The following is a 25,016-nucleotide window of genomic DNA, read 5'->3' as shown; positions in this document are numbered from 1 at the left end:
GATCGAGGCTTCGCGATGCGCCACTCGCAGTTGATCCTGAAGAACCTGAGACTGAGCGTGATGGACAATTCCACCGCCTTCGCCTTTTCGACCACGATCACCGGCTCGTTCGCGCTCCTGAATGGCAGGGCACCGGCGAGCGTGCCGGAGATCTTCGCCGGCGCCGCCGGCGGGGTCGTCGCCTTCATGGTGGCGGAGTGGCTGGCGCTCATCTTCCTTCGCGACCAGCCGGACAACGATTCCGCCAGCACGCGGCTGCTCGGACGCATGCTCAACCTGATCTCGGTCGGTTGCGCGCTCGGCACCACCTACCTCGTCGGCCGGTTTCTCGCCGGCCCGCTCGCCTGGTTCCTGGCGGCATTCGCGTCCAGCCTGATCTTCATCGTCCTCGAAGGGCTGGAACTTGCTGCGGCCGAAGCGCGGGAGGAGAACCGCCGCGCCGCCGGCTGAGCGCTCCGTCCGTGTCAGGCCGAGTGCTCCGCCTGCGTCGGGACGCCGGCGGGCGCCCTCTCCGGCTGGAGCGGCGATGCATGCCGTGCTTGAAGAAGGAGGGCGTTCGATGCCGATCGCCGCGATGTCCGCCTGCTTCGCGGCAGGAGCCTCTCCGGGCGCCGGCCGCACCGACTGAAAATGCCGATGCCCCCGAACCTGAACCACCCGCTCTCAGCCGCACTTCCGCGCGGCGCGAAAAGCACCTCCCATGGAGCCTCGCCCCTTGCTGCCACAATCCTTCTTCGCGCGCGACGTCGTCACCGTGGCCCGCGACCTGATCGGCGTGGTCCTCAGCGTCGACGGTGTCGGCGGCCGGATCGTCGAAACCGAGGCCTATGATCGGGAGGATCCCGCCTCGCACAGCTTTGCCGGCCCCACCCCACGCAACGCCGCGATGTTCGGCCCGCCCGGACACGCCTATGTCTATCGCTCCTACGGCATCCACTGGTGCCTGAACGCCGTATGCGGCGCGGCCGAGACGGGCAGCGCCGTGCTCATCCGGGCGATCGAGCCGCAGTTCGGCCTCGAGCGGATGCGCCAGCGGCGCGGCATGGAGGATGTTCGCCGGCTCTGTGGCGGCCCCGGCCGGCTCTGCCAGGCCCTCGCCGTCAGCCGAGATCATGACCGCCTGCCGCTCGACGCTCCGCCCTTCGCCTGGGAAGCCGCGCCGACGTCCGCGGAGATCGTCGCGGGACCGCGGATCGGGATCAGCCGCGCCGTCGACATCCCCTGGCGCTTCGGGCTCGCGGGCTCGGCCTTCCTCAGCCGCCGGATGGTGGATCCGGGTCGGGCGACGCGGTAGCATCCGGGCCGCGGCCGGCGTGGCTAACCTGCCCGCCCGCGGCTGGCGCCTCACTCCGGCGCCGACGGCCCCTCGGGATGAGCCGCACCGCCCTCCGCGACGAGGCGCGCGAGGAGCACGAGGCTGCCGCAGAGATAGGGAAGCCCGCCCCAGACGGCCATCAGCGCGCCGCCGAGGCGCTGGTCGGCGAGCCGCGTGAAGCCGAAGGCGCCCTGGCAGACGTCCGGCGAATAGAGTAGATGCGGCGCGATCGAAAGCAGCACGCCGAGCATGCTCATATGCATGAAGGTCATCGCCGTCGCCATGGCGCCGAGCCCGGCGTCACGGCGGGTCCGGCCGGCGAAGCTCAGCCCCCAGACCAGCAGCCCGGCGGCGAGGAAGCTCGCCTGCTGGAAGACGAAGACCGGCGTGTGCCGCGCGGCCGCGTCGTGCAGGATCGGCGCGTGCCAGCCCCAGACGACGACGAGGTCGAAGCCGGAGGCGGCGAGCGCCGTCGCCACCGTCGGCCGCAGGACGCGCTCGACCAGCGCAATCCGCAAGGCGCCGATCGCGATCAGCGGCGAGGCGATTGTCACCACCGAGAGATGCAGCATCATGTGCGGCGAGAAGGCGCGCCGCGCCAGCGGCACCAGCGGGCTGCTCCACAGCCCGGCCAGCACCAGAACCCCGAGGATCACCGGCCAGAGGCGCAGCAGCTTGCGTGCGGTCGATGCCGGCCGCGCCTCGCAGTAAGCCGCCCCGGTCTCCGCCATCTGCCGAAGTCTCCCCAGTGCATGCCCGGCTCCGTCCGGTCGGTTTCAACCTGCGGCGCCGGCGAGGCGAATCAAGCGCCGCGCATCGCTCCGACACCCGGCCGGCAGGCGGCCACGCAATTTCAGGCTGGCGAAGCCAGGACCGACCAGGGCGGCTGTTGAGGTTCTCCGGCCCGGCGCCAACTCATCCGACGGCCCCGAACCGGCTGCGCCCGGGCCAAGCCGCATCGGGAGGCCGGGGCACGGGAGGCAGAGGATGCACCATCGGGCGATTATGCTGGCGGGTCTGGCACTCATTCTCGCATCGCCGGCTCTCGCCGACGGCGACCGTCCCGCGAAGGACAGCGGAGACTGGTCGGTGCGCCGCCAGGCGGGCGAGACGCGCTACGAGCTGCGAAAGGGAAACAGCTACTTCGCGGTCACCTGCACCAACCCGAGGTTCGGCGGCGGCGCCACCTTCGACATCGTGCTGAAGGGGATCGATTCGACCGCGCACAGCGAAACCCGTGTCTTCGTCGGCGGCCAGGAATACGACCTGCGGCACGGCGCGCTCGGCGTCGGCGTGACCGACTGCGCGGCGTGTTCGAAGGCCTTTCTGGCGCTCTGGCAGGCGCTCCGCGACCCGCACGTCGATCGGATCGAGCTGAAACGGGGTGAGACCTCCGTCCGCCTCCCCGCACGCGGCGGAGACACCGCCCTCGGCAACTGCACGAGCGACCGGGAGCGCTGAGGTGCGGAAGCCGTTACGCCACCGCCTGCGCCGAGCGATCTCGACTGGCTCGCCCATGCGGGTCTCTGCGGCTCCTTCTGACGAACAACCCACGCTCACCGTCAGTATTCGTCCAGTCATCCTGACATCATATCTGTCCATATTCCATGCGTTCGCAGGAAGTACGGAGGATGACGCTTTCTCTCTGGTAGCCGATACTTCGTCAACCATCGATTCTGTTCACGGTTTTGTGCGTCGCAATGAGGACATCCGGTCCTCACCGATCTAAGTCAGTGAAATGGTCGCAGTCGCAACTGCGATGCAGGAGCTTGATCGGGGAGACCATGAGCACGTCCAACCCCAATTCGATCGGTCCCGGTGACGCCGCAGGCGGAGAAGCATCGGCGGCCCTCCGGGGCCGAGACGGCCGCAGGCGGGCCCGGTCGAAGCGCATCGGCCGCCTCGCAATCCTTCCCCTGATGCTGCTGCCGACCGGCGCGCTCGCACAGGGCGGCGGGAGCAGCGGCCAAGCGGCCAGCGGCACGGATCTTCAGAGCCTCAGCCGGGACCCCGCCCAGTGGGTGATGCCTGCGAAGAACTACGCCGGCACCCGCTACAGCGAGCTCGACCAGATCAACGCCGACAATGTCGGCAAGCTACAGCTCGCCTGGACGTTCTCGAACGGCGTCGACCGCGGGCAGGAGTCGATCCCGCTCGTCGTCGGCAACACGATGTACATCGTCGGCCCCTGGCCGAACAATCTCTTCGCCCTGAACGCCACGACCGGCGACCTGAAATGGGTATATTCGCCGCCGACCGCCCGGGCTGCGCAGGGCGTCGCCTGCTGCGACGTGGTCAATCGCGGCGCCGCCTACGACAACGGCAAGATCTTCTACAACACGCTCGACAACCACGCCGTCGCGGTCGATGCCAAGACCGGCAAGGAGGTCTGGCACACCGAACTCGGCGACATCAACACCGGCATGACCATGACGATGGCGCCCCTGGTGGCCAAGGGCAAGGTCTTCGTCGGCAGCAGCGGCGGCGAGCTGGGCGTTCGCGGCTGGCTGACCGCGCTCGACGAGAACACCGGCAAGATCGCCTGGCGCGCCTGGTCGACCGGCTCGGACAAGGACGTCCTGATCGGCAAGGACTTCAAGCCGCCCTACGACTGGATGAAGGGCAAGGATCTCGGGATCAAGACCTGGCCGGCCGACCGCTGGAAGACCGGCGGCGGCAATGTCTGGGGCTGGATCTCCTACGATCCGGAATCGAACCTCATCTACTACGGCACCGGCAATCCGGGGCCCTGGAACCCGAACCAGCGCAAGGGCGACAACCTCTGGACGACGACCATCTTCGCGCGCGACGCCGACACCGGCATGGCGAAATGGGCCTATCAGACATCGCCCCACGATCTGTGGGACCACGACTCGATCAACGAGGTCGTGCTGCTCGACCTGAAGATCGACGGGCAGATGCGCAAGGTGATGATCCGCCCGGGACGCACCGGCTACATGTACGTGATGGATCGCACCACCGGGAAGCTGATCTCCGCGACCCCCTTCGACACGGTCACCGCCTACAAGGGCGTCGACATGCAGACCGGCCGGATCATCCCGAACGAGAAGCTGAAGCCGGATCTCGGCAAGACCGTCAAGGACATCTGTCCGGCGCCGCCGGGCGCCAAGGACTGGCAGCCGACGGCCTGGTCGCCGAAGACCCACCTCCTCTACGTGCCGCACCAGCATCTGTGCATGAACTTCAAGGCGTCCGAGGTCGGCTACATCGCCGGGACGCCCTATCTCGGCGCCACCGTCGACATGTATGCGGGCCCGGGCGACGGCTACCGCGGCGAGTTCATGGCCTGGGACCCGGTCAAGAAGAAGAAGGTCTGGGCGATCCACGAGAACTTCCCGGTCTGGTCCGGGACGGTGGTCACCGCCGGCAACATCGCTTTCTACGGCACCATGGACCGCTGGTTCAAAGCCGTGAACGCCACCACCGGCGACGTTCTCTGGCAGTTCCGGGCGCCGTCGGGCTTCATCGGCCAGCCCTCGGTCTACAAGGGCTCCGACGGGCGGGAATATGTCGCGATCCTGTCCGGCGTCGGCGGCTGGTCCGGTGCCGTCGCCGATGCCGAGCTCGATCCGCGGGTGCGCAACGGCGCGCTCGGCTTCGTCGGCGCGACGCAGGACCTGCCGGCCTACACCAAGGGCGGCTCGACGCTGCTCGTCTTTGCCCTGCCGGGCGGCGGCAACGGAACCAGGCTGCCGCCCTCCGGCACGCCCGGAAATCTCGGCCGTCCGATCCAGAACCCGCCGCCGGCGCATGACGCAGGGTCCGACCAGAGCGGCAACGGCGCCGCAGAAGGCTCTCCGCAGCCGGCATCGGGCGGCGGATCGGCGCAGGACGCCATACCGGGCCTCGTCCCGGCCCAGAACTCCCCAGGAAGCGGGGCGGAGACGACCCATGCGCCCGGCCGATAGCATGCGCCTGTTGGCTAGGATGCGGCGTCGCGGCCTGCCTCTCCTGGCGGCCCTCGCCTCCACGCTCGCCCTCGCCGCTCCCGCCGCCGCAGCGTCGAGCCAGCCGGTCGCAGCCAAGGGCACGCTCCGCGTCTGCGCCGATCCGAACAACCTGCCCTATTCCAACCGGAAGGGCGAAGGCTTCGAGAACCGTCTGGCCGAACTCGTCGCCCATGCGCTCGGCGAGACGGTCTCCTACACATGGTGGCCGCAGCGGCGGGGATTCATCCGGAACACGCTCTCCGCCGGACGCTGCGACGTCATCATGGGCGTGCCGACGCTCGACATGCTCGGCCTCACCCGCAGCTATTACGGCTCGACCTATGTCATCGTCAGCCGCCGGAGCGAGCATCTGGACTTCAGCTCGATCCGGTCGCCGGAACTGAAGACGCTGAGGATCGGCGTCCACCTCATCGGCGACGACGGCGCCAATACGCCGCCGGTCGAGGTCCTCGGCCGCGAGGGCATCGTCGACAATGTCGTCGGCTACATGATCTACGGCGACTACCGCGAGAGCTCGCCGCCGGAACGCATCCTCGACGACGTGGCCAACGGCAAGCTGGACGTCGCGATCGTCTGGGGTCCGCTCGCCGGCTACTACGCCAAGCATTCCAAGGTGCCGCTCAAGGTCACCCCGGTCACCGGGACCGAAGCCTTCATGCCGCTGGTCTTCCAGTACCGGATCGGCATGGGCGTGCGCAAAGACGACGAGGCGCTTCGCCTGAAGCTGAACGCGGTGATCGCCCGGCACCAGGACGAGATCGACGCACTGCTCGACTCCTATGGGGTGCCGCGCGTCTGACCGCGGCGGCCACGGGCGACGATGAAGACATCGGAACGGAGGCGCGAAATGGCGGATCAGGACCAGAAGCGGCGGACCGGCTTCCGCGTCTCGGGCGCGGCCATGGCGGGCGCGGCCGTCTTGCTGGCGGGATCGGTCTTCGACGGCATCTGGATGGCGCGGGCGCAGAAGCTCGACCAGCAGCAGGGCGTCGAGCGGATCGCCCAGCCGGCGCCGGATCAGGCGGCGGACACGGCCGCGGAGGCTGCCGCGAAGAAATCGGTGGAGGACAAGCAGGTCGGGGCGGTCGACATCTTCACCGGCGGCGGCGCGAGCGCCAGCGCGCTCGTCCACGTGCCGGTGACGACGCTCTATCCCGGCAACCAGAAGCCCAATCCGCAGGTCGAGAACCCGAAGAGCGATGAGGCCGCCGTGCAGCGCGGCATGCGGTATTTCAACCAGATGAACTGCATCGGCTGTCACGCTCCGAACGGCGGCGGCGGCATGGGCCCCTCGCTCAGCAATTCCATGTTCATCTACGGCAAGAAGCCGGAGAACATCTATCTCAGCATCCTGCAGGGCCGTCCGGCCGGGATGCCCGCCTGGGGCGGCATGCTGCCGGATCAGGTGATCTGGGACCTCGTCGCCTATATCCGAAGCCTCAGCAATCCGCCCTCCAAGGAATGGGGCAAGACGACCTCGGCGCAGGGCTTCACCATCGAGCAGGTGCCGGCCGAGTTCCAGAAGACGGCCAATCCCTGGCAATACACCGAGCCCTTCAGCTACGGTCAGGCGCCGATCGAGAAGCTGAAGGGATCGCCGCCGAAGGAGACGTCCGGCGGGGGAGCGTCGTCGCAATGAGCGCGCGACGGGGGGCATGGCGGGTGACGCGCGGCCTGCCGCGCCGCCGGGCCCGCCTCGCCCGGCTTCCGGCCACGGCGGTCGCGATGGTCGCGCTGCCGGCCGCGGCGCGGGCGGGAACGCCGATGTACTACCTCAAGACCTTCGGGGCGAAGGGCAATGTCTCGGTCCCGCTTCTCTGGGGACTGCTCGGCCTCTCCGTCTTCGTCATCCTCGCCGTCAGCATCCTCGTGGTGATCGGCATCGCCCGCGGACGGCGAGTGCGGGCCGGGCCGCCGGGCATGATCCTGCCGGTCGGGCGCAGCTCCGGCGCGATGCCGTGGATCTATGGCGGCCTCGTCGCCAGCGCCGTCGCACTGATCGGCTTTGCGTCCTGGACGATCGCGGTGATGGCGACCATCGACCAGCCGGGACGCCCGGCCGCCTTCACCATCGAGGTCACCGGCCAGCAATGGTGGTGGCAGGCCCGCTATGTCGACCCGAAGAATCCCTCGCGCGAATTCGTCACCGCCAACGAGCTGCATATCCCGGTCGGCAAGCCTGTCCATATCAAGCTGGTCTCGCGGGACGTCATTCATTCCTTCTGGGTGCCGGCTCTGTCGGGCAAGACAGACGTCATACCGGGTCAGGTGAACGAGACCTGGCTGGAGGCCGACCGGAAGGGCGTCTACCGCGGCCAATGCGCCGAATATTGCGGCGCGCAGCATGCGCATATGGCCTTCCGCGTCTTCGCCGATGCGCCGGACGACTTTGCCAAATGGTGGAACCACGAGCTGCAGCCGGCCCCGCAGCCGGCGGCGAGCGCCAAGCTCGTCGCTCTGGGCGAGCAGCAGTTCGTCCTGCGCTGCGGCGCCTGCCACGCGGTGCGCGGCACATCCGCCGGGGGCGACCGCGGACCCGACCTGACGCATCTGATGGACCGGACCTCGATTGCGGCGGTGACGCTGCCGAACACGATCGGACACCTCTCCGGCTGGATCGCCGATCCGCAACAGAACAAGCCGGGCGCGAAGATGCCGAACCTCGACATTTCCGGGCCCGAGCTCACCGCCATCAGAACCTATCTCGCCACTCTGAAGTGAGGAGCGTGCCGTGGCCGTCGCCGAATACGAGAAGCTGCCCCGGGCCGACGTGCCGTCGCCGGCGCTCGAGAAGAAGCTGCACGACCTCTGGGAGACCAAGCCCGGCATCTTCGGCTGGATCGCGACCGTCGATCACAAGGAGATCGGCATCCGCTACCTGGTGACCGCCTTCGTCTTCCTGATCGCCGGCGGCATCGAGGCGCTGGTGATGCGGCTGCAGCTCGCCGGGCCGAACGAGACGATCCTGACGCCGACCGAATACGACCAGCTGTTCTCGATGCACGGCATCACGATGATCTTTCTCTACGCCCTGCCGGTGCTGTCGGGATTTTCCAACTACCTCTTCCCGCTGCTCCTCGGCTCGCGCGACATGGCGTTTCCGCGGCTGAACGCCTTCTCCTACTGGACCTTCCTCGCCTCCGGCCTGTTCATGTATTCGAGCTTCCTGATCGGCTCGGCGCCGAACGACGGCTGGTTCAACTACGCCCCCTACGCGCTGAAGCCGTTCAACCCCGGCCTGAACATGGACTTCTACGCGCTGGGGATGATCTTCTACGGCATCTCGACCACGGTCGGCGCGGCGAACTTCGTCGTGACGGTGATGCGCCACCGCGCCCCCGGCATGTCGATCAACCGCCTGCCGATCATGATCTGGGGCACGACCACCATCTCGGTCGGCCTGTTGTTTGCCAATCCGGCGGTGAGCCTCGCCTTCTTCCTCCTGTGGATGGACCGGCAGTTCGGCACGCATTTCTACGACGTCGCCGGCGGCGGCAAGCCGCTCCTGTGGCAGCACCTGTTCTGGCTGTTCGCCCATCCCTGGGTCTACGTCATCGTGCTGCCGGCCATGGGGATCGTGTCGGACGCGCTGCCGGTGTTCTGCCGGCGCCCGCTGGTCGCCTACACGCTGGTGATCCTCGGAACCATCACCACCATGGTGCTCGGCTTCGGCGTCTGGGTGCACCACATGTTCGCGACCGGTATCCCCTTCCTGTCGATGTCGTTCTTCTCCGGCGCGTCCTTCATCATCACCATCCCGAGCGCCGTCGCCGTCTTCGCCTGGATCGCGACGATCTGGACCGGCGAAGTGGTGCTCGCGACCCCCTTCTACTTCTTCGCCGCCTTCATCTCGATGTTCGTCATAGGCGGCGTCTCCGGCGTGATGACCGCCTCGGTCCCCGCCGACCTGCAGCTGACCGACACCTATTTCGTCGTCGCCCACATCCATTACGTGCTGATCGGCATCAACCTCTTCGGCGTGCTCGGCGGCGTCCACTTCTGGTTCCCCAAGTTCACCGGGAAGATGATGAGCGAGGCGATCGGCAAGGTGAGCTTCTGGCTGATCTTCGTCGGCTTCAACGTCGCCTTCCTGCCGATGCACGTGACGGGGCTGCTCGGCATGCCGCGGCGGATCTACACCTATCCGGAGAATGTCGGCTGGACGACGGTGAACATGATCACCACGGTCGGCGCCTTCATCCTGGCGTCAGGGATCCTGGTGTTCCTGGTGAACGTCGTCGTCAGCCGGCGCAGCGGCGTGGAGGCAGGCCCGAACCCCTGGGACGCGCCGACGCTGGAATGGGCGACCTCGTCGCCGCCGCCGCCCTACAATTTCCCCGTCATGCCGGCCGTGGCGAGCCGCCACCCGCTCTGGGAGGACCGGCTGGACGAAGGCACCGGCCATTCCTCGGTTCTTCGCGGCCTGGTGCTCGACGACGGCAAGGAAACGCTCGCCACCTCGGTGCTCGACGCCACGCCCGTCGCCATCCTGAAGATGCCGGAGGACGATCCCTGGCCCTTTCTCGTCACCGTCGCACTGACCGTCGGCTTCACCGGCCTGCTCATCCAGTGGTGGTGGATGGGCGGCGGGGCGGCGATCGCGGTGGTGATCGGCGGCATCGTCTGGCTGTGGCCGCGGGCCGACCTCGGGCAGAAGGCGGGAGCGGCCTATGAGTGACACGGCGATCGAACCGGAAGAGCCGCTGACCATCGGGCGGCTGCAGGTCGGCAGCATCGGCCGCCACGCCAATGGCTGGTGGGGCATGATCATGCTGATCATCACCGAGGCCTTCCTCTTCTTCTACCTGCTGTTCAGCTACTACTACTTCGCGCTGCAGTCGACCGGCACGTTCTTTCCCGCCGACAACCCATCCTTCCGCTACTCGGGGCCGGAGACCGGCGTCGTCATCCTCGCCAGCCTCGCCGTCTTCTTCGGCGAGCGCGGCGGCCGCAAGGGCTCGCGCCTGCAGCTGGTGCTGGGCCTGCTGGCCGGGCTTCTCCTCGGCTGCGGCTTCGTCGCGCTGCAGGCGTTCGAGTGGCTGGACAAGCCCTACACGCTCGCCTCCAACAGCTATGGCTCGTCCTTCTTCACCGTCACCGGCTTCCACCTCGCCCACGTCGTCGTCGGCCTGTTGATGCTTCTCCCGCTCACCCTGTGGTCGGCGCTCGGCTATTTCGACCGCCAGCGCGTCGTGCCGGTCACCATCGTCATGATGTACTGGTTCTTCGTCGATGTCGTCTGGCTGATGATCTTCTTCACCTTCTACGTCACCCCGTATCTCAGGTGAACGCGATGGCACAGCGACCGGCAAGCTTCGATATCGGACACCCCGCGCCCGACCGGGACCGCACCAGCGGCGGCCTGCTGCTCGCGGGCTTCATGGGCGGGCCGGTCGCCTGGAGCCTGCAGCTCCTGGCCGGATCCGGCATTGCCGGCGCAGTCTGCATCGGCGGCGACGGGGCGCGGCTGCCGGTCAGCGGCGTCGGCTGGGCGCCCTGGGTCATCATCGCGGTGAACGTCGCGGCGATCCTGATCGGGCTTGCCGCGCTCCTGCTCTCCTACCGCATCTTCTCGCGGACCAGCCGCGGCGAGCCCAGCAGCCACGGAGGCGTCATGGAGGCCGGCGAAGGGCGCACCCGCTTCCTCTCGATCTGGGCGATCTGGACAAGCGTCCTGTTCACGCTCGCCATCCTGTTCAACTCGATCGCCTTCTTCTGGACGAGCCTATGCGGAATCTGATCCCACTCCTGGCCGCGCCGCTCGCCGTCGCAAGCACGCTCCTGCTCGGTGCCTGCGACCAGTCCGGCGAGGCCGCCCGCTTCGACGACATCGGCGACGTCTCGGCCGGCGCCGCGCTGATCCAGGCGAACGGCTGCGGCTCCTGCCATACCATTCCCGGGATCGACGGGGCCGAAGGTCTGGTCGGGCCGCCCCTGACCCATATGGGCCGCCGCATCTTCATCGCCGGCCTCTTGCGCAACACGCCGGACAACATGGTCGCCTGGCTGCGCGATCCGCAGCGTGTGGTGCCCGGCAATGCGATGCCGGACATGGGCCTCAGCGACAGCCAGGCGAAGAACGTCACCGCCTATCTCTACACGCTGAGATGAGGCTTCGGAGGAATGGCAGCAGAGGCGCCGGGGAGAGAGCGCGCCTCGGCCGGATTTCGCGGAAGGTCGCGGCAGGCGCCCCCTCACCTTTTCCCGGTAGCCGGCGGCGCGCCCCTCGCCGGGAGAATCGCAGGCTCTTCAGCAGCCTAAGCATTGCGGGCGGAGCAAGGCGGAACTGCCGGCCGCAGAGCCTCATTGCGCCGACAAGCTCTTATTTCGTCATGGTCGGCAGGCACGCAAGTCCCGGAGCCGGCAGCAAAGGATGACCCCATGCATTACGACGACTACGCTCCGTCCGACGAACAGCTGGACACGCTGGCAAAAGGGCTCGGCCTGTTCAGCCTCGGCCTCGGCGCCCTCGAGCTCCTCGCGCCGCACAAGCTCGACCGGATGCTCGGCGCGGGCGACTATCCCAATGCGACGCGCTTCTTCGGCCTGCGGGAGATCGCCGCCGGGCTCGGCATCCTGTTGTCGCGCGATCCGACCTATTGGGTCTGGGCGCGCGTTGCCGGCGACGCGCTGGACCTCGGCGCGCTCGCGCCGACCATGACCGAGACCAATCCGAAGCGCGGCATGGCCGCCACGGCCTTCGCCAATGTCGCGCTGATCACCGCGCTCGACATCTTCTGCGCCGCCGCCCTCACTCGTCGCGGTCGTTAAGCCCAACCAGGATGTCCGCCGGCCGCCCGCCGACGCAGGGCTGGTCGGCCCTGGCCGGCCTGTCAGGCCCCCGCCTGGCGCGCGGCGTTGGGCGGGGTGCGCGACGGGCCTGCGCCGATCGTGATCGCCCGCGTCCAGCCCTGCGTCTTCAGATCGCTCTCGATCCGCCAGGTCATGATCGCGGCAACCATCTCCGCGCGCGTCCCCGCATGCGCCGGATCGTCCCACAGGTTCGTCATCTCGTGCGGGTCGGCGGCGAGGTCGAAGAGCTGCCCCTCCTCGCTGTCGACGAAGTGGACGAGCTTGAACCGCCGGTCGCGGATCATCGTCATGAACTTCGTGCCGCTGAGGATGCGGTCGCCGGCATGTTCGGAAAAGACGCGCTCGCGCCCCTTTGCCGGCTCCGAGCCGGTCGGCGCCAAGAGCGGCATCAACGACCGCGCCTCCATCCAGGGCGGGACGTCGAGACCGGCGAATTCGAGGATCGTCGGGCCGAGGTCGAAGAGCTGGACGAGGTCGTCGACGACGCCCGCCGCGCGCACGCGCCCCGGCGCCCAGACGATCGCCGGCACCCGCACGCTCTCCTCGTACATCGTCCATTTCTGGCTGTGGCCGTGGTCGTTCAGGCAATCGCCGTGGTCGGAGGTGAAGACGATCACCGTTTCGTCGAGGACGCCCCGCCGCTCCAGCGCCGCGATGAGCTTTCCCATCTGCTCGTCGATCATCGAGACGTTGGCGAAGTAGTATTCGCGCTGGCGGCGCAGCTGCGCCTCGGTCGGATTCTCCAGATGCACGACCGCGTCGTGGTCCACCGCGAGGTGCTGCGCGCGAAGCTCCCGCAGCGGTGCGGGCTGCGCGGCGATCTCGTCCGGATCGACCACCGGCAGCGGCAGATCCCTGTCCTTGTAGAGCGCGATGTGCTCCGGCGTCGGATCATAGGGCGGATGGGGGCCGGGAATGCCGATCTCGAGGAAGAACGGCTCGCTGCCGGAATAGCGCTCCAGCCACATCTGCGCGAACTCCGGGACGAAGTTGTCGGAGTGCAGATCCGCCGGCAGCTCCCATTCGAAGGCGCCGAGTCGCTCGCGATAGTCGGGCCGCCGGCGATAGGTGACCCGGCTCGGCTTCTCGTGGCCGCGCACCCAGAACGCCTTGTCCCATTGGTCGAGATAGAAGGGCAGCCGGGCCGTCGCCCGGTCCTTGTTCTCGACGACGTGTCGTTCGTGGAAGCCGAAGGCGTCCTCGAAGGGCGAGGTGTGCATCTTGCCGACGTTCACGCAGCGATAGCCGGCCTCGGAGAGCTGCTGCACCCAGCTATGCGTCCAGGCTTCGTCGTTGCGGTAGACGCCGGTCGTGTGGGGGTAGAGACCGGTGAACAGGCTCGCCCGCGACGGTGCGCAGGAGGGCGAGGTGCAGAACATGTGGCTGAAGCACACGCCCTCGCGCGCCAGCCGGTCGAGGTTCGGCGTGTGCATGTAGGGAAAGCCCGCCGCGGCGATCGTGTCGAAGCGCTGTTGGTCGGTGATGACGAAGACGATGTTCGGGCGCTTTCGTTCTTCAGCCACCGCGTTCCCCCCACTTGGTCATTCGTGTCGCGACGGCGGCGCGGGGTCCCCGCGCCGCCCGGTCCCGTGCTTCGGCCTCAGGCCGACAGGAACAGGTCCGCCGTATAGATCTTCTTCGGCGGCTCCGGGCTCTTCAGCTGGCCGAAGGTGACGAACATGTCGTTGAACTGCTGCAGCCAGTGATCGACGGTGCCGTCCTTGGTGTACTTTTCCAGTTCGGCGCTCGTCAGCATCTTGCGGCTGTGAGCGACGTTCGCGACGATGTCCTTCGGCGCGTTGGTGAAGGCGACGGTCAGGTCGATGGCCTTGTCGAGGTTGTTGATGCGCCAGTCGAGCGCCTTCTTCATCACCGACAGGAACTTCTTCACCTTCTCCGGGTCCTGCGCCACCACCTCGTTGCGCGCGACGAGCGTGTTGATGAAGGAGGTCTCGGGGAAGAAGTCCTTGTTGGCCGCGAGCTCGTTCAGCTTCGGCACCTGCTTCTTGATGACGCTGATCAGCGGGTACCAGATGCCGGCGGCGACGATCTGCTTGGAGGCGAAGGCGGCGACGACGGTGCTCGGATCCATCGGCACCATGTCGATGTCCTTGATCGTCATCCCGGCCTTCTTCAGCGCGAGGCGCAGGATCATGTCGCCGGAGGTGCCCTGCGGCACGCCGACCTTCTTGCCCTTCAGCTGCTCGATCGAGGTGATGTCCGGCTGCGCAATGACGCGGTCGGAAAAGCCGATGTCATTGACGCTGACGACCTTGGCGCGGCCGCTCGCCGGCAGCCACAGCGCGCCGGGTCCGATCGTGCCGAAGTCGAGGCTGCCGGCGCCCATCGCCTGGATCTGGATCGGTCCGTTGGTGAAGACCTTGGTGGTCGCGTTGACGCCCTCGGCCTCCCACATCTTCTGGTCCTCGGCGATCGCGAGGATGCTCGAATTCGGAAAGTCGGCGATGTAGCCGATGGTCATGTCGGTCGATGCGGCGCGCGCCCGGCCGATGACGGCGGGCATCGCGACGCCGGCGGCCGCGACCACCGCGCCCGTCTTCAGGAATGATCGTCTCGTCAGCATGATTGTCCTCCCTTTCATGCGCTCTGTTGAAGTCTCGGATGGTAGACGGCCCGCCACACCTCGTTGCGAAGCGCGGCGAATTCCGGCGACAGGCGGATCTCCTCGGTCCGGGGATAGGGGAGATCGACGGGGATGATGCGGTCGAGGCGCCCGGGCCGCGCCGCCATCACCACGACGCGGTTGGCGAGATAGACTGCCTCGTCGACATCGTGGGTGATGAACATGACGGTGCGCCGATCCCGGCTCCAGGTCTGTAGCAACTGGTCCTGCAGCTGGACGCGGGTCAGCGCGTCGAGCGCGCCGAAGGGCTCGTCCATCAAGAGGATCTTCGGGTTGACGGCATAGGCCCGCGCGATGGCGCAGCGCTGCTTCATGCCGCCGGACAGCATCTTGGGCAGCGAGTCGGCGAAGTGGCCGAGGTTGACGAGGTCGATGAAGTGGTCGGCGACCTTGCGCCGTTCCGCCTTCGGCATGCCGGTCAGCCGCAGGCCGAACTCGACGTTCTCGCGCACCGTCAGCCAGGGGAACAGGGCATATTGCTGGAAAATGACGCCGCGTTCCGGCCCGGGGCCCCTCACCTCGACGCCGTCGACCAGCACGCGGCCCGAAGACGGCGGCAAAAGGCCCGCAGCAATGTTCATCGCTGTCGACTTGCCGCAGCCCGACGGGCCGACGACGGTGATGAATTCGCCGTCGTCGATGTCGAGCGACAGCCGGTCGAGCGCGGTGAACACGGGCCGACCGGAAACCTCGAACACGCGCGAGACGTCCTTGAACGAGATCTTCGGGCTCATGCCTTCTCCTGCCAGGCGGTGAGGCGGCGGTCGGCGGCGATGACGATCCGGTCCATCACGAGGCCGAGAATGCCGATGGTGATGAGGCTGACGAAGATCGTCGGCAGGTCGTAGTAGAGCTGGCCCTGCTGCATGCGGAAGCCGAGGCCGGACTGCGCCGCGATCAGCTCCGCCGCGACCACGGTCGCCCAGGACGAGCCGAGGCCGATCCGGACGCCGACCATGATGAAGGGCGTCGAGGCGGGGATGACGACGCGGCGGAAGATCGTCGCGTCGCCGGCGCCGAGCACGCGCGCCGCGTTGATCAGCGTGCGGTCGACGCTGATCACCCCCTGGAAGGTCGCGACGACGCTGGTGAGGAAGGCGGCGAGGAAGATGACGAAGATCTTCGGCACTTCGCCGATGCCCATCGTCACGATCGCGAGCGGGATGATCGCCAGCGGCGGGATGGTGCGGAAGAACTGCACATAGGGCTCTATCAGGCCCCGCGCCGTCGGGTACCAGCCCATCAGGAAGCCGACGGGGATCGCGACCGCGACGCCGAGGACGAAGCCGGCGAGGACGCGGGCAAGGCTCGCCGCGGCATCCGAGATCAAGAGCCCGCTCTCGATCGAGGCGACCGCCTGGTCAAACACCGCGACCGGCGTCGGCAGGCCGACCACGCCGACGGCGGTGACGAGTTCCCAGATGCCGATGCCGAGCAGCATGGCGACGACATTGAGCACCAGCATCCGGTTCGGCCGCCAGCCGCGAGCCTTGTCGGCCGCCGGAGATGCCGGCCCCGCTGCATCGCCCACCGCGCTCATGCCGCACCTTTGACGGGGGTTGACGCGGTTTCCCCGGCATCGACGCCGACGCGCCGGATGCAGCGGAAACCGATATGCGTCGTGGCGCTGTCGATCATCTCGGGGTGCCGTGCCGCCGGCCGATAGCGGCGGCAATAGTTCGGCGCGCACATATGCGATCCTCCCTTCAGGACCTTGCGCGGGATCCTGATCGCCGGCTGCTGCGGATCGAAGCTCGCCGCCGGGTCCGTGATCCGCGGATTGGCGACGACGCAACATGTGCCGGCGCTACCGCCGCTCTCGCGGCGGCTCGACCAGAAATCGTCCGTCCATTCCCAGACATTGCCGATCATGTCGACAAGGCCGTAGCCGTTCGCGGGATAGCGCCCGACCGGGCTGGTGCCGTACTCGCCCGTCGCGGCCGCGTCGCGGAACGGGAAGCGGCCGGCCCAGGTGTTCGCCATGCGCCTGCCGTCCGGCGAAAAGTCGTCGCCCCAGGCGTAGTCGGCACCGTCGATCCCGCCGCGCGCGGCAAACTCCCACTCCGCCTCGCTGGGCAGCGCCTTGCCCGCCCAGGCCGCATAGGCGGCCGCGTCGGCATGGGCGACATGTACGACCGGGTGATCCATCCGGTCCTCGGACAAGTCGTGCACACCGTCCGGCCGATGCCAGCAGGCGCCGGGGACGAAGCGCCACCAGGCCCCGCGCGCCGCCGGATCGGCCGGCGACGCCGGCTCGTGGAAGACGACCGAGCCCGCGCGGAGAACGGCGGGATCGGCACCGGGATAGAGGGCGGGGTCGGGATCATGCTCGGCGACGGTCCGGTATCCCGTCTCCGCGACGAATTGCGCGAAGGCGCGGTTGGTGACCGGCGCGCGATCGATCCGGAAACCGTCGACGGCGACCGACCGCACCGGCCCTTCCTCGGGATAGAATCGCTCTGAGCCCATGGCGAAGCGACCGCCTTCGACGAAGACCATGTCCGCGTCCGACGATGCCTGGTCCGGATGGCGAAGGGGGGCGAGCGCGGCCGTCATCGGACCGCCGCCGTCCGCTCGCGCGTCTTGTAGTGCGAATCGATCAGCCATTCGCGGATCACGTCGAGAAGCTTGCGCTTGATGTCCTGATGCGCCGGATCGTCCCAGAGATTCGCGACCTCCTTGGGATCGGCTTCGAGATCGAACAGCTGCCCCTCCGGGGAACCCTTGAAGTGGACGAGCTTCCAGCGCTCGCTGCGCACGCCGGTGATGAACTCGACGCCGCCGAGCGCGACGTCTCCCGCCTGCTCGCAGAAGACATAAGGACGTGGCGTCCACTCGCCGCCCTCGAGCGCCGGCAGCAGGCTCTTCGCCTCGAAATCCGCCGGAAGTTCGACACCGGCGAGTTCCAGGATGGTCGGGCCGAGGTCGAACCACTGGCACTGGCCGTCGACCGTCCGCCCGCCGGCGAAGAGGCCGGGGCTCGACCAGACGATGGTCGGCACGCGGGTGACGATGTCGTACATCGACCATTTCTGGATCAGGCCGTGCTCGCCCATGCACTCGCCATGGTCGGAGGTGAAGATCACCACCGCATTGTCGAGATAGCCGCGCGCCTGCAGCGACTGCAGAAGCTCGCCGACCTTCTCGTCGATCAGCGTGACATTGCCGAGATAGTGCGCCCAGAGCCGCTGCATCTGCTCCGGCGTCGGGTCGAGGCTCCAGACCACCGAGTCGTGGTCGACTTCGACGTCGTGGACGCGCTTCTCCTTCAGCGCAGGATGCAGCGTCTCCAGTTCCTCCGCCGAGGGGTGGGTGATCGGCAGGTCGTCCCGCGCGAGATAGCGCTCCAAATAGCGCGCGGGCGGATCGAAGGGCGGATGCGGGCCCGGCAGGCCGACCTGCAGGAACAGGGGCTCGGTCACCGGATAGGTCTCGACCCACCACTTCGCCATGTTGCCGACGAAGGCGTCGGAATGCAGCGCCTCCGGCAGCTCCCAGTCGAAGCAGCCGAGCCGCTCGCGATAATCCGGCCGCTCGCGATAGGTCTCGCGCTGCTGCTTGACGAGGCCATGGGAAGCCAGCGCCTTGTCCCACTCGTCGAAATACCATCGGCCTTCGAGATAGCGGTCCTTGTTCTCGACGACATAGCGCTCGTGGAACCCGGAGTCCGAGTCATACGGGATCGTATGCATCTTGCCGACATTGACGCAGCGATAGCCGGCATCGCGCAGCTGCTCCACCCAGGTGCGCTGCCAGGCCTGCCCATTGGCGAGGATCCCGGTGGTGTGCGGGTAGTAGCCGGTGAAGAGGCTCGCCCGCGACGGCACGCAGCTCGGCGCCGTCACGTGGCACTGCGAGAACACGACGCCCTCGTTCGCCAGCCGGTCGAGGTTCGGCGTCGTCGGATAGGGAAAGCCGAGCGCGGCGATCGTGTCGTAGCGCTGCTGGTCGGTGATGATCAGGATGATGTTCGGCCGGTCGGTCATGCTGCGCCAGGTGCTCGCGATGAAATGCGGGAGCAGCGGACGGAGGGCTGCCCGCAGCAAAGCCGCCGCGACGGCAGCCGCTCGGCCACCGCGCCACCCTCTCCGACGACAAGCCCACGCTCGATCAAGGCCATCCTCCCATCGGACCCGCCGGATCGCTCACACCACCCGGTCCGCACGATCGGCGGATGACGCAAGCTGCGTTCCTCCCGCGCTTGTCCGTCCATCCGTCAGAACGCGACACTGACAGAAAGTGAGCGCTAACGCAACGCTCACTTCTTCTGCTACGATCGCCGCCACGGCTTGCAGCGCCTTGCGCGAGCGGGAAGTATCCGGCGAATGGCAGGAGCGTCATGGCGAACGACAGCATTCCCCTTTCCGGCAGGCCGGCGCCCACCCTCGCCTCGGTGGCGCAGCGGGTGGGCGTGTCCGTCAACACGGTCTCGCGGGCGCTCCGCGCGCCGCAGACGGTCCGCCCGGAGCTGAAGCGGCGGATCGACGCGGCGCTGGAAGAGCTGAACTACGTGCCGAACCGGCTCGCCGGCGGCCTGGCCGGCACGCGCTCCAACGTCGTCGGCGTGGTCGTCACCTCGCTGTTCTATTCCGAATTTGCTGCCGTGGTGGACACGCTCCAGACGCAGCTCCTGCAACACGACCTGCAGGTCATGCTGGGCAATTCGCGCTACGATCTGCAGGAGGAACAGCGGCTGGTCCGCGCGCTTCTCAGCTGGCGTCCGGCCGCGATGGCGATCATCGGCGTCGACCATCATCCCGGCGCGACCGACCTGCTGCGCGCCTCCGGCGTGCCGACGGTCGAGATGTGGGACATCTGCGGCGAGCCCATTGATTCGGCCGTCGGCATGGACCACGAGGCGATCGGGCGGGCACAGGCCGAGCATCTGATCGCCTGCGGCTACCGCCATCTTGCCTTCGTCGGCAGCGTGCGCGCCGCGGACACCCGCGCCCGCAAGCGCGCGGGCGGCGCCGCGGCGGTGATCGAGGCGGCGGGACTCAGTCCCCTTGCCGTGGAAACCTCGCCGGAGGGCGGCAATCCGTCGCTCGGCGAGCGGCTGCTTGCGGCGCTTCTCGCCGAGCACCCCGAGATCGACGGCATCATCTGCAACAGCGACGCGGTGGCCTACGGCGTGCTCCGGGGCCTCGAAGCCGCCGGACGGCGTGTCCCCGAGGACTGCGGCGTCATCGCATTCGGCGATCCCGAGGCCAGCGCCTACATGCGTCCGGCGCTGACCACCGTCCGGCCCTCGCGCGAGACGATCGGCCGGGTCAGCGCCGAGACGATCCTCGCCCGCATCGCCGGTGAGGCGCCCCGGCGCGTTTCCGTCGACTGGAGCCTCCAGCACCGCCAAAGCACCCGCCCGGCGCGGGCCTAGGACGGCGAGAACCCTTCCGCCGGCGGCATCGGCGCAAGCGCTTCCGTCCGATCGACGGGCGTAGATCCCCGCCGCCGTCCCGGGCGGACGTCGCGCTGGCGCCCTCCCTGCTGTCCGAAGCCGCCAGCCGATGCGATACGTTATAACGTCTTGCGTGGCGGCGATGTAATGCTATAACAGGAACACCAGTGAAGCACTCTCCCGTCGACGAAGGCTGCCCTCATGCGCTTGTTTCTCCTGGCCGCTGCGGCTGCGGTTTTGCTCTCCGCAGTCCCCGCCTCCGCCGCCTCCCCGCCTGTCACCATCGTTGCGGCGGAGAACTTCTATGGCGACCTCGCTCGGGCGATCGCCGGCCCGAAGGCCAATATCGTCAGCATCCTGTCGAACCCCGACCAGGATCCGCACATGTTCGAGGCGAATGTCGAGACGGCGAAGAGCCTTGCCGATGCGGATGTCGTCATCGCCAACGGAGCGGACTACGACCCCTGGATCGCGGATCTCCTGAAGACGTCCGGTTCCAGGGACAGGGCCGAGATCGTCGCGGCCGAGCTGACCGGCAGGAAGGCCGGCGACAATCCGCACCTCTGGTACGATCCGGCGACGATGAAGGCGATGGCCGAGAAGCTCGCCGCCACGCTGGAGACGATCGATCCGGCGCAGAAGGCCCTCTATGCGGCGAACGCTCAGGCATACATTGCCGGCCTGAAGCGCCTCGACGACAAGATCGCGACGATGAAGTCGCGCTATGCGGGCCGCCCGGTGACGGCGTCCGAGCCGGTCTTCGGCTATATGGCCGACGCGCTGGGGCTGAAGATGCTGAACCGGCGCTTCCAGGTGATGGTGATGAACGGAACCGATCCCGGCCCCACCGACGTGGCCGCCTTCGAGGACAGCCTGACGGGCCACAAGGTGGACGCCATGCTCTATAACCGCCAGGCGGACGACGCTGCGGTGAAGCGGCTCGTCGGCATCGCCAAGGCGTCCGGCGTGCCCGTCGTCGGCGTCAGCGAGACCGAGCCGGCGGGGCAGACCTATGTGGAATGGATGATGGACCAGCTCGGCGAACTCGACCGGGCACTGGGAGGCGCGAAGTCTTGACGGCCGTCGCCTTCGACAATGTCGTCCTGAGCCTCGGCGCCCGGACCGTTCTGGAGAGCGCCGACTTCGCGATCCGGACCGGCGAGTTCGTCGGCCTTCTCGGTCCGAACGGCGCCGGCAAGACGACCCTCCTGCGCGCCATCCTCGGCCTGCTCGCCCCGGCGCGCGGGACGATCACGGTGCTCGGCCGCCCGGCCTCGCGCGGCAACCGGCTGGTCGGCTACATGCCGCAGCACCGCCGGCTGCCGGGCGGCACCGCGCTGACCGGCTGGGATTATGTCGCCGGGGCCGCCGGCGGCTGGCGCTGGGGCCTGCCGACGCTCGGCAGCCGGGAGCGCGACGAGGTGGCCTGGGCGCTCGAGACCGTCGGCGCCGCCGATCTCGCCCGCCGGTCGCTTCACGACCTGTCGGGCGGCGAGCGCCAGAGGCTGCTGATCTCCCAGGCGATCATCGGCCGGCCGAAGCTCCTGCTCCTCGACGAGCCGCTGATCAGCCTCGACCCCACCCATCAGCGCGGCGTCGTCGAACTCGCCAAGCGCCTGCAGACCGAATGCCGGATGACCGTCCTGTTCAGCGCCCACGAACTCAATCCGCTGATCGGCGCGCTGGATCGCGTCCTCTATCTCGGCCGCGGCAAGGCGGTGCTCGGCGAGGTCGACGACGTGGTGACGGGCCCGGTGCTCTCCGCCCTCTACGGCTCGCAGATCGAGGTGCTGCGGATGGGCGCGCGGCGCTTCGTCCTGACCGGCGAGTCGGAGATCGGCGCCGCGGCGCACCGTCACGACGAGCATGCGCACGGCCCTTCTCCGGAACACGACACGCCGCTGTCGAGGGCTGCGTCGCGCTCTGGCCGGGGATCGCGCTGACATGCTCGGCTATGAGTTCATGCGCAACGCGTTCCAGGCCGGCGGCGTCGTCGCGATCCTCGCCGGCCTCGTCGGCTATTTTCTCGTCCTGCGCGGCCAGATCTTCGCCGGCCACGCTCTCTCCCATGTCGGCTTCACCGGCGCCACGGGTGCGGTCCTCATCGGCCTGTCGCCGCTGACCGGCCTCGTCGGCTTCACGGTGCTTGCCGGCATCGGCATGGGCTTTCTCGGCGAGAAGATCGCCGAACGGGATGTCGCCATCGGCATGACGCTGTCGCTGGCGCTCGGCCTCGGCATCCTGTTCCTCAACTTCTATACCGCCTATGCCACCCAGGCGACGGCGCTCCTGTTCGGCAACGTCCTCGGCGTCGACGGCTCGGCGCTCGCGAGCCTCTATGTACTGACGGCGGCGAGCCTCGGAGGCCTCGCCATCATCTCGCGGCCGCTGCTGTTCGCGAGCCTGCAGCCGGAGCTCGCCGAGGCCAAGGGCGTGCCCCTGCGCTTCCTGTCCGTCGCCTTCCTCGTCATCGTCGGCGTCGCGGTGGCCGAATGCGCGCAGATCGTCGGCGTGCTTCTCGTCTTCACCCTGATGGTCGGGCCGGCCTCGGCCGCCCAGGCTGCGACCTCACGCTTCTGGCCCGGCATCGTCCTGTCGGCGGTTCTGGCGCTGGCCGAGGCCTGGGGCGGGATCCTGCTCGCTTGGTTCACCAACCTGCCGACGACGTTCTGGATCACGCTGCTCTCGGCGGTCGTCTATCTCGCCAGCATCGGCTGTCGCCGGCTGCGCCGGAACCGGACATTGCAGAGCCGGCCGCGCGAGATCGAGGCGGACGTCCGCCCGCCCCTGTGACGCCGCCCGCTTTTCCGCGCGGCGACGCGCGCCTCAGGCGGCGCCGCGGGCGGTGACCGGCCGGAGCCCGACATGCGGCCTGGCCGGCAGCCCCTTTGCCGCCGCCGGTTCCGGCAGCGTGGTGCGGCAGACATCGACCGCCTGGCGCAGCGAGGTCGCCTGGAAGTCCGCGCCGGAGGAGGCTCGCAATTCCTCGGCCGCGGATTTCGCCTCCATCCCCCAGAAGCCGAGCAGGATGCGCGCCTGCGGCATCTTGCGGCGCAGCCGGCGGACGAGATAGCGCACCTCGGCGGCGCGGCTGCCGTCGAGATAGGACAGGCAGACCATGGTGACGCCGGCGGTATCGAGCCGGAAGATGTTGGTCGTCAGCAGCGTGTCGCGCGGTTCGCAGCGGGTGGCGATGCCGTGCCGCTCCAGAAGCTGCGCCAGCATCGGCACCGCGGCCTCGTCCAGCGGCGTGCGCGCGCCGATGCACAGGACGATGCCCTCCTGCCGCGGCTCGCCCGCCGGCAGCGGGGCCTCCGCCGCTGCGTCTTCCCCGCCTTCGTGCCCGGCATGCGCGCCCTGCGCCTCCGCCGCTTCGTCGCCCTGCTCGTCCTCGTCCCTGTGATCCGACAGGTCGTCGACCACCTCCAGCGCGGTGTCGCGGATATGGATCAGCTTCTCGTCGTCGAGCAGCCCGCGGTTGAGATCCTCCTGGGCGAGCAGCAGGCCCTCGATCGCGACATTGTCGTAGAAGGCCTGCAGGCTCTCCTCCCGCAGATAGTCCTCGGCCTGGTCCGCCGCCTCGTGCGGATCGCCGGCCAGCATGCGCTGGTAGAAGTTCTCCGGCGGCGTCAGCGCAGGCTCGTCGCCGAGGATCACTTCGAGGAAGGCGAGCTTCTCGACATGGCGGCCGATCACGACGAGGCAGACCGTCAGCGGCGTCGACAGGAACAGCCCGATCGGCCCCCAAAGCCAGGTCCAGAAGGTGGCCGCGACGATCACCGCCACCGGCGAGAGGCCGGTGTTGTGGCCGTAGAGCCAAGGCTCGATCACCTGGCCGATGATCGTCTCGACGACGACGAACAGCGCCACCGTCCAGATGAAGCTCGACCAGCCGGGGTCGACCGCGAAGGCGAGCGCCGCCGGGAACAGGCCGGAGAGGATCGAGCCGATATAGGGGATGAAGCGCAGCAGCGCGCCGAAGATGCCCCAGAGTTCGGGATTGGGGATGCCGATCAGCCACAGGCCTGCCGCGACGATCACGCCGAAGGTCACGTTGATCGCCGTCTGCGTCAGGAAGTAGCGGCTGAGGCGATGCGCCGCGTCGTCGATCGCCGCGGTTGTGCGGCCGAGATCCTTCGAGCCGGCGAGCCGGATGAAGCGGTCGCGCAGGTCCTGCCGATAGAGGAGGATGAAGATCGCGAAGATCGTCACGATGCCGGCCGTCGCCAGGGGCGACAGCACCGGCGAGACGATGCTCTGGATGATGTCCAGCGGGCCGGCCGGCGGCTCGTGGATCTCGACCGGGATCGGCCCGGTCTTCTTCGCCGCGTCGCTCGTCTGTCCGCCCGCCTGGCCCTGCGGCGCGTTGCCCGCGCCCGCACCGCCGTCCGGCTTCCCCGCCGAGCCGCTCAATTCCTGGCGCAGGTTGTCGACCGTTGCCGCGACGCGCGCGATCGCCCCGCCTCCGTTCGTCGAGCCGCGCAGCGACTGGATCTTCTTGACGATCGTCGTCTGGTAGCTCGGCAGGTTCTCGGCGAGCTGCGTGACCTCCTTGACCATCATGCCGCCGAGCCCGAGCAGCAGGAGGAAGGCGACCACCACCGCCAGCGCCACGGCGAGCTTGCGCGGCACGTGGATGCGCCTCAGAACCCGCACCAGCGGCGCCAGCGCGAAGCTCAGCAGCACGGCGAGCGCGATCGGCACGAAGACGTCGCGGCCGAAATAGAGCACCGCGACGATTGCGAGGCCGACGATCACCGAGTCGGTGACGGATCTGGACATGCGCGCCGACGGCACATCGGAGGAGCGCAGCTTGGCGCGTGATGGACGCACGACCGACATCGACATTATCCCGGCGGGAAACGCCCGCGACGA

At 68.3% G+C, this 25,016-nt stretch carries 24 protein-coding genes; 16 read left to right on the top strand and 8 right to left on the bottom strand.

Annotation, left to right across the window (positions count from 1 at the left end):
- Positions 1-15 precede the first annotated feature (15 nt).
- Both AB5S17_RS10395 and AB5S17_RS10390 read left to right on the top strand, forming a co-directional pair.
- Positions 16-450: a hypothetical protein gene (locus tag AB5S17_RS10395; RefSeq protein ID WP_369238942.1), complete on the top strand. Its 435-nt coding sequence runs from the start codon at positions 16-18 to the stop codon at positions 448-450.
- A 250-nt stretch (positions 451-700) separates the two neighbouring features.
- A complete protein-coding gene (locus AB5S17_RS10390; protein WP_369238940.1) occupies positions 701-1,294 on the top strand; it encodes a DNA-3-methyladenine glycosylase in 594 nt (197 codons plus the stop codon).
- A gap of 50 nt (positions 1,295-1,344) precedes the next feature.
- On the opposite strand, the gene AB5S17_RS10385 is transcribed toward AB5S17_RS10390, so the two are convergent.
- Positions 1,345-2,046, bottom strand: coding sequence for a cytochrome c oxidase assembly protein (locus AB5S17_RS10385; RefSeq protein WP_369238938.1), 702 nt, complete (start codon positions 2,044-2,046; stop codon positions 1,345-1,347).
- A gap of 256 nt (positions 2,047-2,302) precedes the next feature.
- Between AB5S17_RS10385 and AB5S17_RS10380 the strand changes: the two genes are divergently transcribed.
- The 10 genes from AB5S17_RS10380 (at position 2,303) to AB5S17_RS10335 (ending at position 12,057) form a co-directional block, all read left to right on the top strand.
- On the top strand, positions 2,303-2,776 hold the full coding sequence (locus tag AB5S17_RS10380; protein WP_369238936.1) for a hypothetical protein: 474 nt from the start codon (positions 2,303-2,305) through the stop codon (positions 2,774-2,776).
- Positions 2,777-3,234: 458 nt separating this feature from the next.
- Positions 3,235-5,244, top strand: coding sequence for a PQQ-dependent dehydrogenase, methanol/ethanol family (locus tag AB5S17_RS10375; RefSeq protein WP_369238934.1), 2,010 nt, complete (start codon positions 3,235-3,237; stop codon positions 5,242-5,244).
- A complete protein-coding gene (locus AB5S17_RS10370) occupies positions 5,228-6,085 on the top strand; it encodes a substrate-binding domain-containing protein (protein ID WP_369238932.1) in 858 nt (285 codons plus the stop codon). Before AB5S17_RS10375 ends, AB5S17_RS10370 begins: the two co-directional genes overlap by 17 nt.
- Before the next feature lie 48 nt (positions 6,086-6,133).
- Entirely contained in the window at positions 6,134-6,925 is a 792-nt protein-coding gene (locus tag AB5S17_RS10365; protein ID WP_369238930.1) for a cytochrome c, read from the top strand.
- Positions 6,922-8,007, top strand: coding sequence for a cytochrome c oxidase subunit II (coxB, locus tag AB5S17_RS10360; RefSeq protein ID WP_369238928.1), 1,086 nt, complete (start codon positions 6,922-6,924; stop codon positions 8,005-8,007). The genes AB5S17_RS10365 and coxB overlap by 4 nt, the downstream gene beginning before the upstream one ends.
- Before the next feature lie 10 nt (positions 8,008-8,017).
- The gene (gene ctaD, locus AB5S17_RS10355) at positions 8,018-9,964 is read left to right on the top strand and encodes a cytochrome c oxidase subunit I (protein WP_369238926.1); all 1,947 of its coding nucleotides are present in this window, start codon (positions 8,018-8,020) and stop codon (positions 9,962-9,964) included.
- Positions 9,957-10,574, top strand: a complete 618-nt coding sequence (locus AB5S17_RS10350) for a heme-copper oxidase subunit III (protein ID WP_369238924.1) — start codon at positions 9,957-9,959, stop codon at positions 10,572-10,574. The genes ctaD and AB5S17_RS10350 overlap by 8 nt, the downstream gene beginning before the upstream one ends.
- Before the next feature lie 5 nt (positions 10,575-10,579).
- Positions 10,580-11,026: a hypothetical protein gene (locus tag AB5S17_RS10345; protein ID WP_369238922.1), complete on the top strand. Its 447-nt coding sequence runs from the start codon at positions 10,580-10,582 to the stop codon at positions 11,024-11,026.
- Positions 11,014-11,397, top strand: coding sequence for a cytochrome c family protein (locus tag AB5S17_RS10340; protein WP_369238920.1), 384 nt, complete (start codon positions 11,014-11,016; stop codon positions 11,395-11,397). Before AB5S17_RS10345 ends, AB5S17_RS10340 begins: the two co-directional genes overlap by 13 nt.
- A gap of 270 nt (positions 11,398-11,667) precedes the next feature.
- Positions 11,668-12,057 (top strand): hypothetical protein, encoded by a 390-nt coding sequence (locus AB5S17_RS10335; protein ID WP_369238918.1) that lies wholly within the window; start codon positions 11,668-11,670, stop codon positions 12,055-12,057.
- Positions 12,058-12,119: 62 nt separating this feature from the next.
- Here the strand turns inward: AB5S17_RS10335 and AB5S17_RS10330 are convergent, their stop codons facing one another.
- The 6 genes from AB5S17_RS10330 to AB5S17_RS10305 all read right to left on the bottom strand — a co-directional run bounded on the left by AB5S17_RS10330 (position 12,120) and on the right by AB5S17_RS10305 (position 18,729).
- On the bottom strand, positions 12,120-13,622 hold the full coding sequence (locus AB5S17_RS10330) for a sulfatase (RefSeq protein WP_369238916.1): 1,503 nt from the start codon (positions 13,620-13,622) through the stop codon (positions 12,120-12,122).
- A gap of 77 nt (positions 13,623-13,699) precedes the next feature.
- Entirely contained in the window at positions 13,700-14,683 is a 984-nt protein-coding gene (locus AB5S17_RS10325; RefSeq protein WP_369238914.1) for an aliphatic sulfonate ABC transporter substrate-binding protein, read from the bottom strand.
- 14 nt (positions 14,684-14,697) lie between these two features.
- A complete protein-coding gene (locus AB5S17_RS10320; RefSeq protein WP_369238912.1) occupies positions 14,698-15,477 on the bottom strand; it encodes an ABC transporter ATP-binding protein in 780 nt (259 codons plus the stop codon).
- The gene (locus AB5S17_RS10315) at positions 15,474-16,208 is read right to left on the bottom strand and encodes an ABC transporter permease (protein ID WP_369239098.1); all 735 of its coding nucleotides are present in this window, start codon (positions 16,206-16,208) and stop codon (positions 15,474-15,476) included. Before AB5S17_RS10315 ends, AB5S17_RS10320 begins: the two co-directional genes overlap by 4 nt.
- Before the next feature lie 71 nt (positions 16,209-16,279).
- On the bottom strand, positions 16,280-17,242 hold the full coding sequence (locus AB5S17_RS10310; protein WP_369238910.1) for a formylglycine-generating enzyme family protein: 963 nt from the start codon (positions 17,240-17,242) through the stop codon (positions 16,280-16,282).
- 53 nt (positions 17,243-17,295) lie between these two features.
- Entirely contained in the window at positions 17,296-18,729 is a 1,434-nt protein-coding gene (locus tag AB5S17_RS10305; RefSeq protein ID WP_369238908.1) for a sulfatase, read from the bottom strand.
- A gap of 353 nt (positions 18,730-19,082) precedes the next feature.
- Between AB5S17_RS10305 and AB5S17_RS10300 the strand changes: the two genes are divergently transcribed.
- The 4 genes from AB5S17_RS10300 (at position 19,083) to AB5S17_RS10285 (ending at position 22,934) form a co-directional block, all read left to right on the top strand.
- Positions 19,083-20,120: a LacI family DNA-binding transcriptional regulator gene (locus AB5S17_RS10300; RefSeq protein ID WP_369238906.1), complete on the top strand. Its 1,038-nt coding sequence runs from the start codon at positions 19,083-19,085 to the stop codon at positions 20,118-20,120.
- Between the two features lie 222 nt (positions 20,121-20,342).
- Complete coding sequence (locus AB5S17_RS10295) at positions 20,343-21,218, top strand: metal ABC transporter solute-binding protein, Zn/Mn family (protein WP_369238904.1); 876 nt, start codon at positions 20,343-20,345, stop codon at positions 21,216-21,218.
- Positions 21,215-22,084 (top strand): metal ABC transporter ATP-binding protein, encoded by an 870-nt coding sequence (locus AB5S17_RS10290; protein WP_369238902.1) that lies wholly within the window; start codon positions 21,215-21,217, stop codon positions 22,082-22,084. The genes AB5S17_RS10295 and AB5S17_RS10290 overlap by 4 nt, the downstream gene beginning before the upstream one ends.
- A gap of 1 nt (position 22,085) precedes the next feature.
- Complete coding sequence (locus AB5S17_RS10285) at positions 22,086-22,934, top strand: metal ABC transporter permease (protein ID WP_369238900.1); 849 nt, start codon at positions 22,086-22,088, stop codon at positions 22,932-22,934.
- A gap of 33 nt (positions 22,935-22,967) precedes the next feature.
- Here the strand turns inward: AB5S17_RS10285 and AB5S17_RS10280 are convergent, their stop codons facing one another.
- Positions 22,968-24,983, bottom strand: coding sequence for an AI-2E family transporter (locus AB5S17_RS10280; protein WP_369238898.1), 2,016 nt, complete (start codon positions 24,981-24,983; stop codon positions 22,968-22,970).
- Positions 24,984-25,016: the final 33 nt, after the last annotated feature.

It is taken from the genome of Jiella sp. M17.18, from assembly GCF_041027365.1.
Lineage (GTDB): Bacteria > Pseudomonadota > Alphaproteobacteria > Rhizobiales > Rhizobiaceae > VKMB-3413.
Note: the sequence above shows the minus strand (reverse complement) of the source record. Positions and strands in the feature narration are given on the sequence as shown.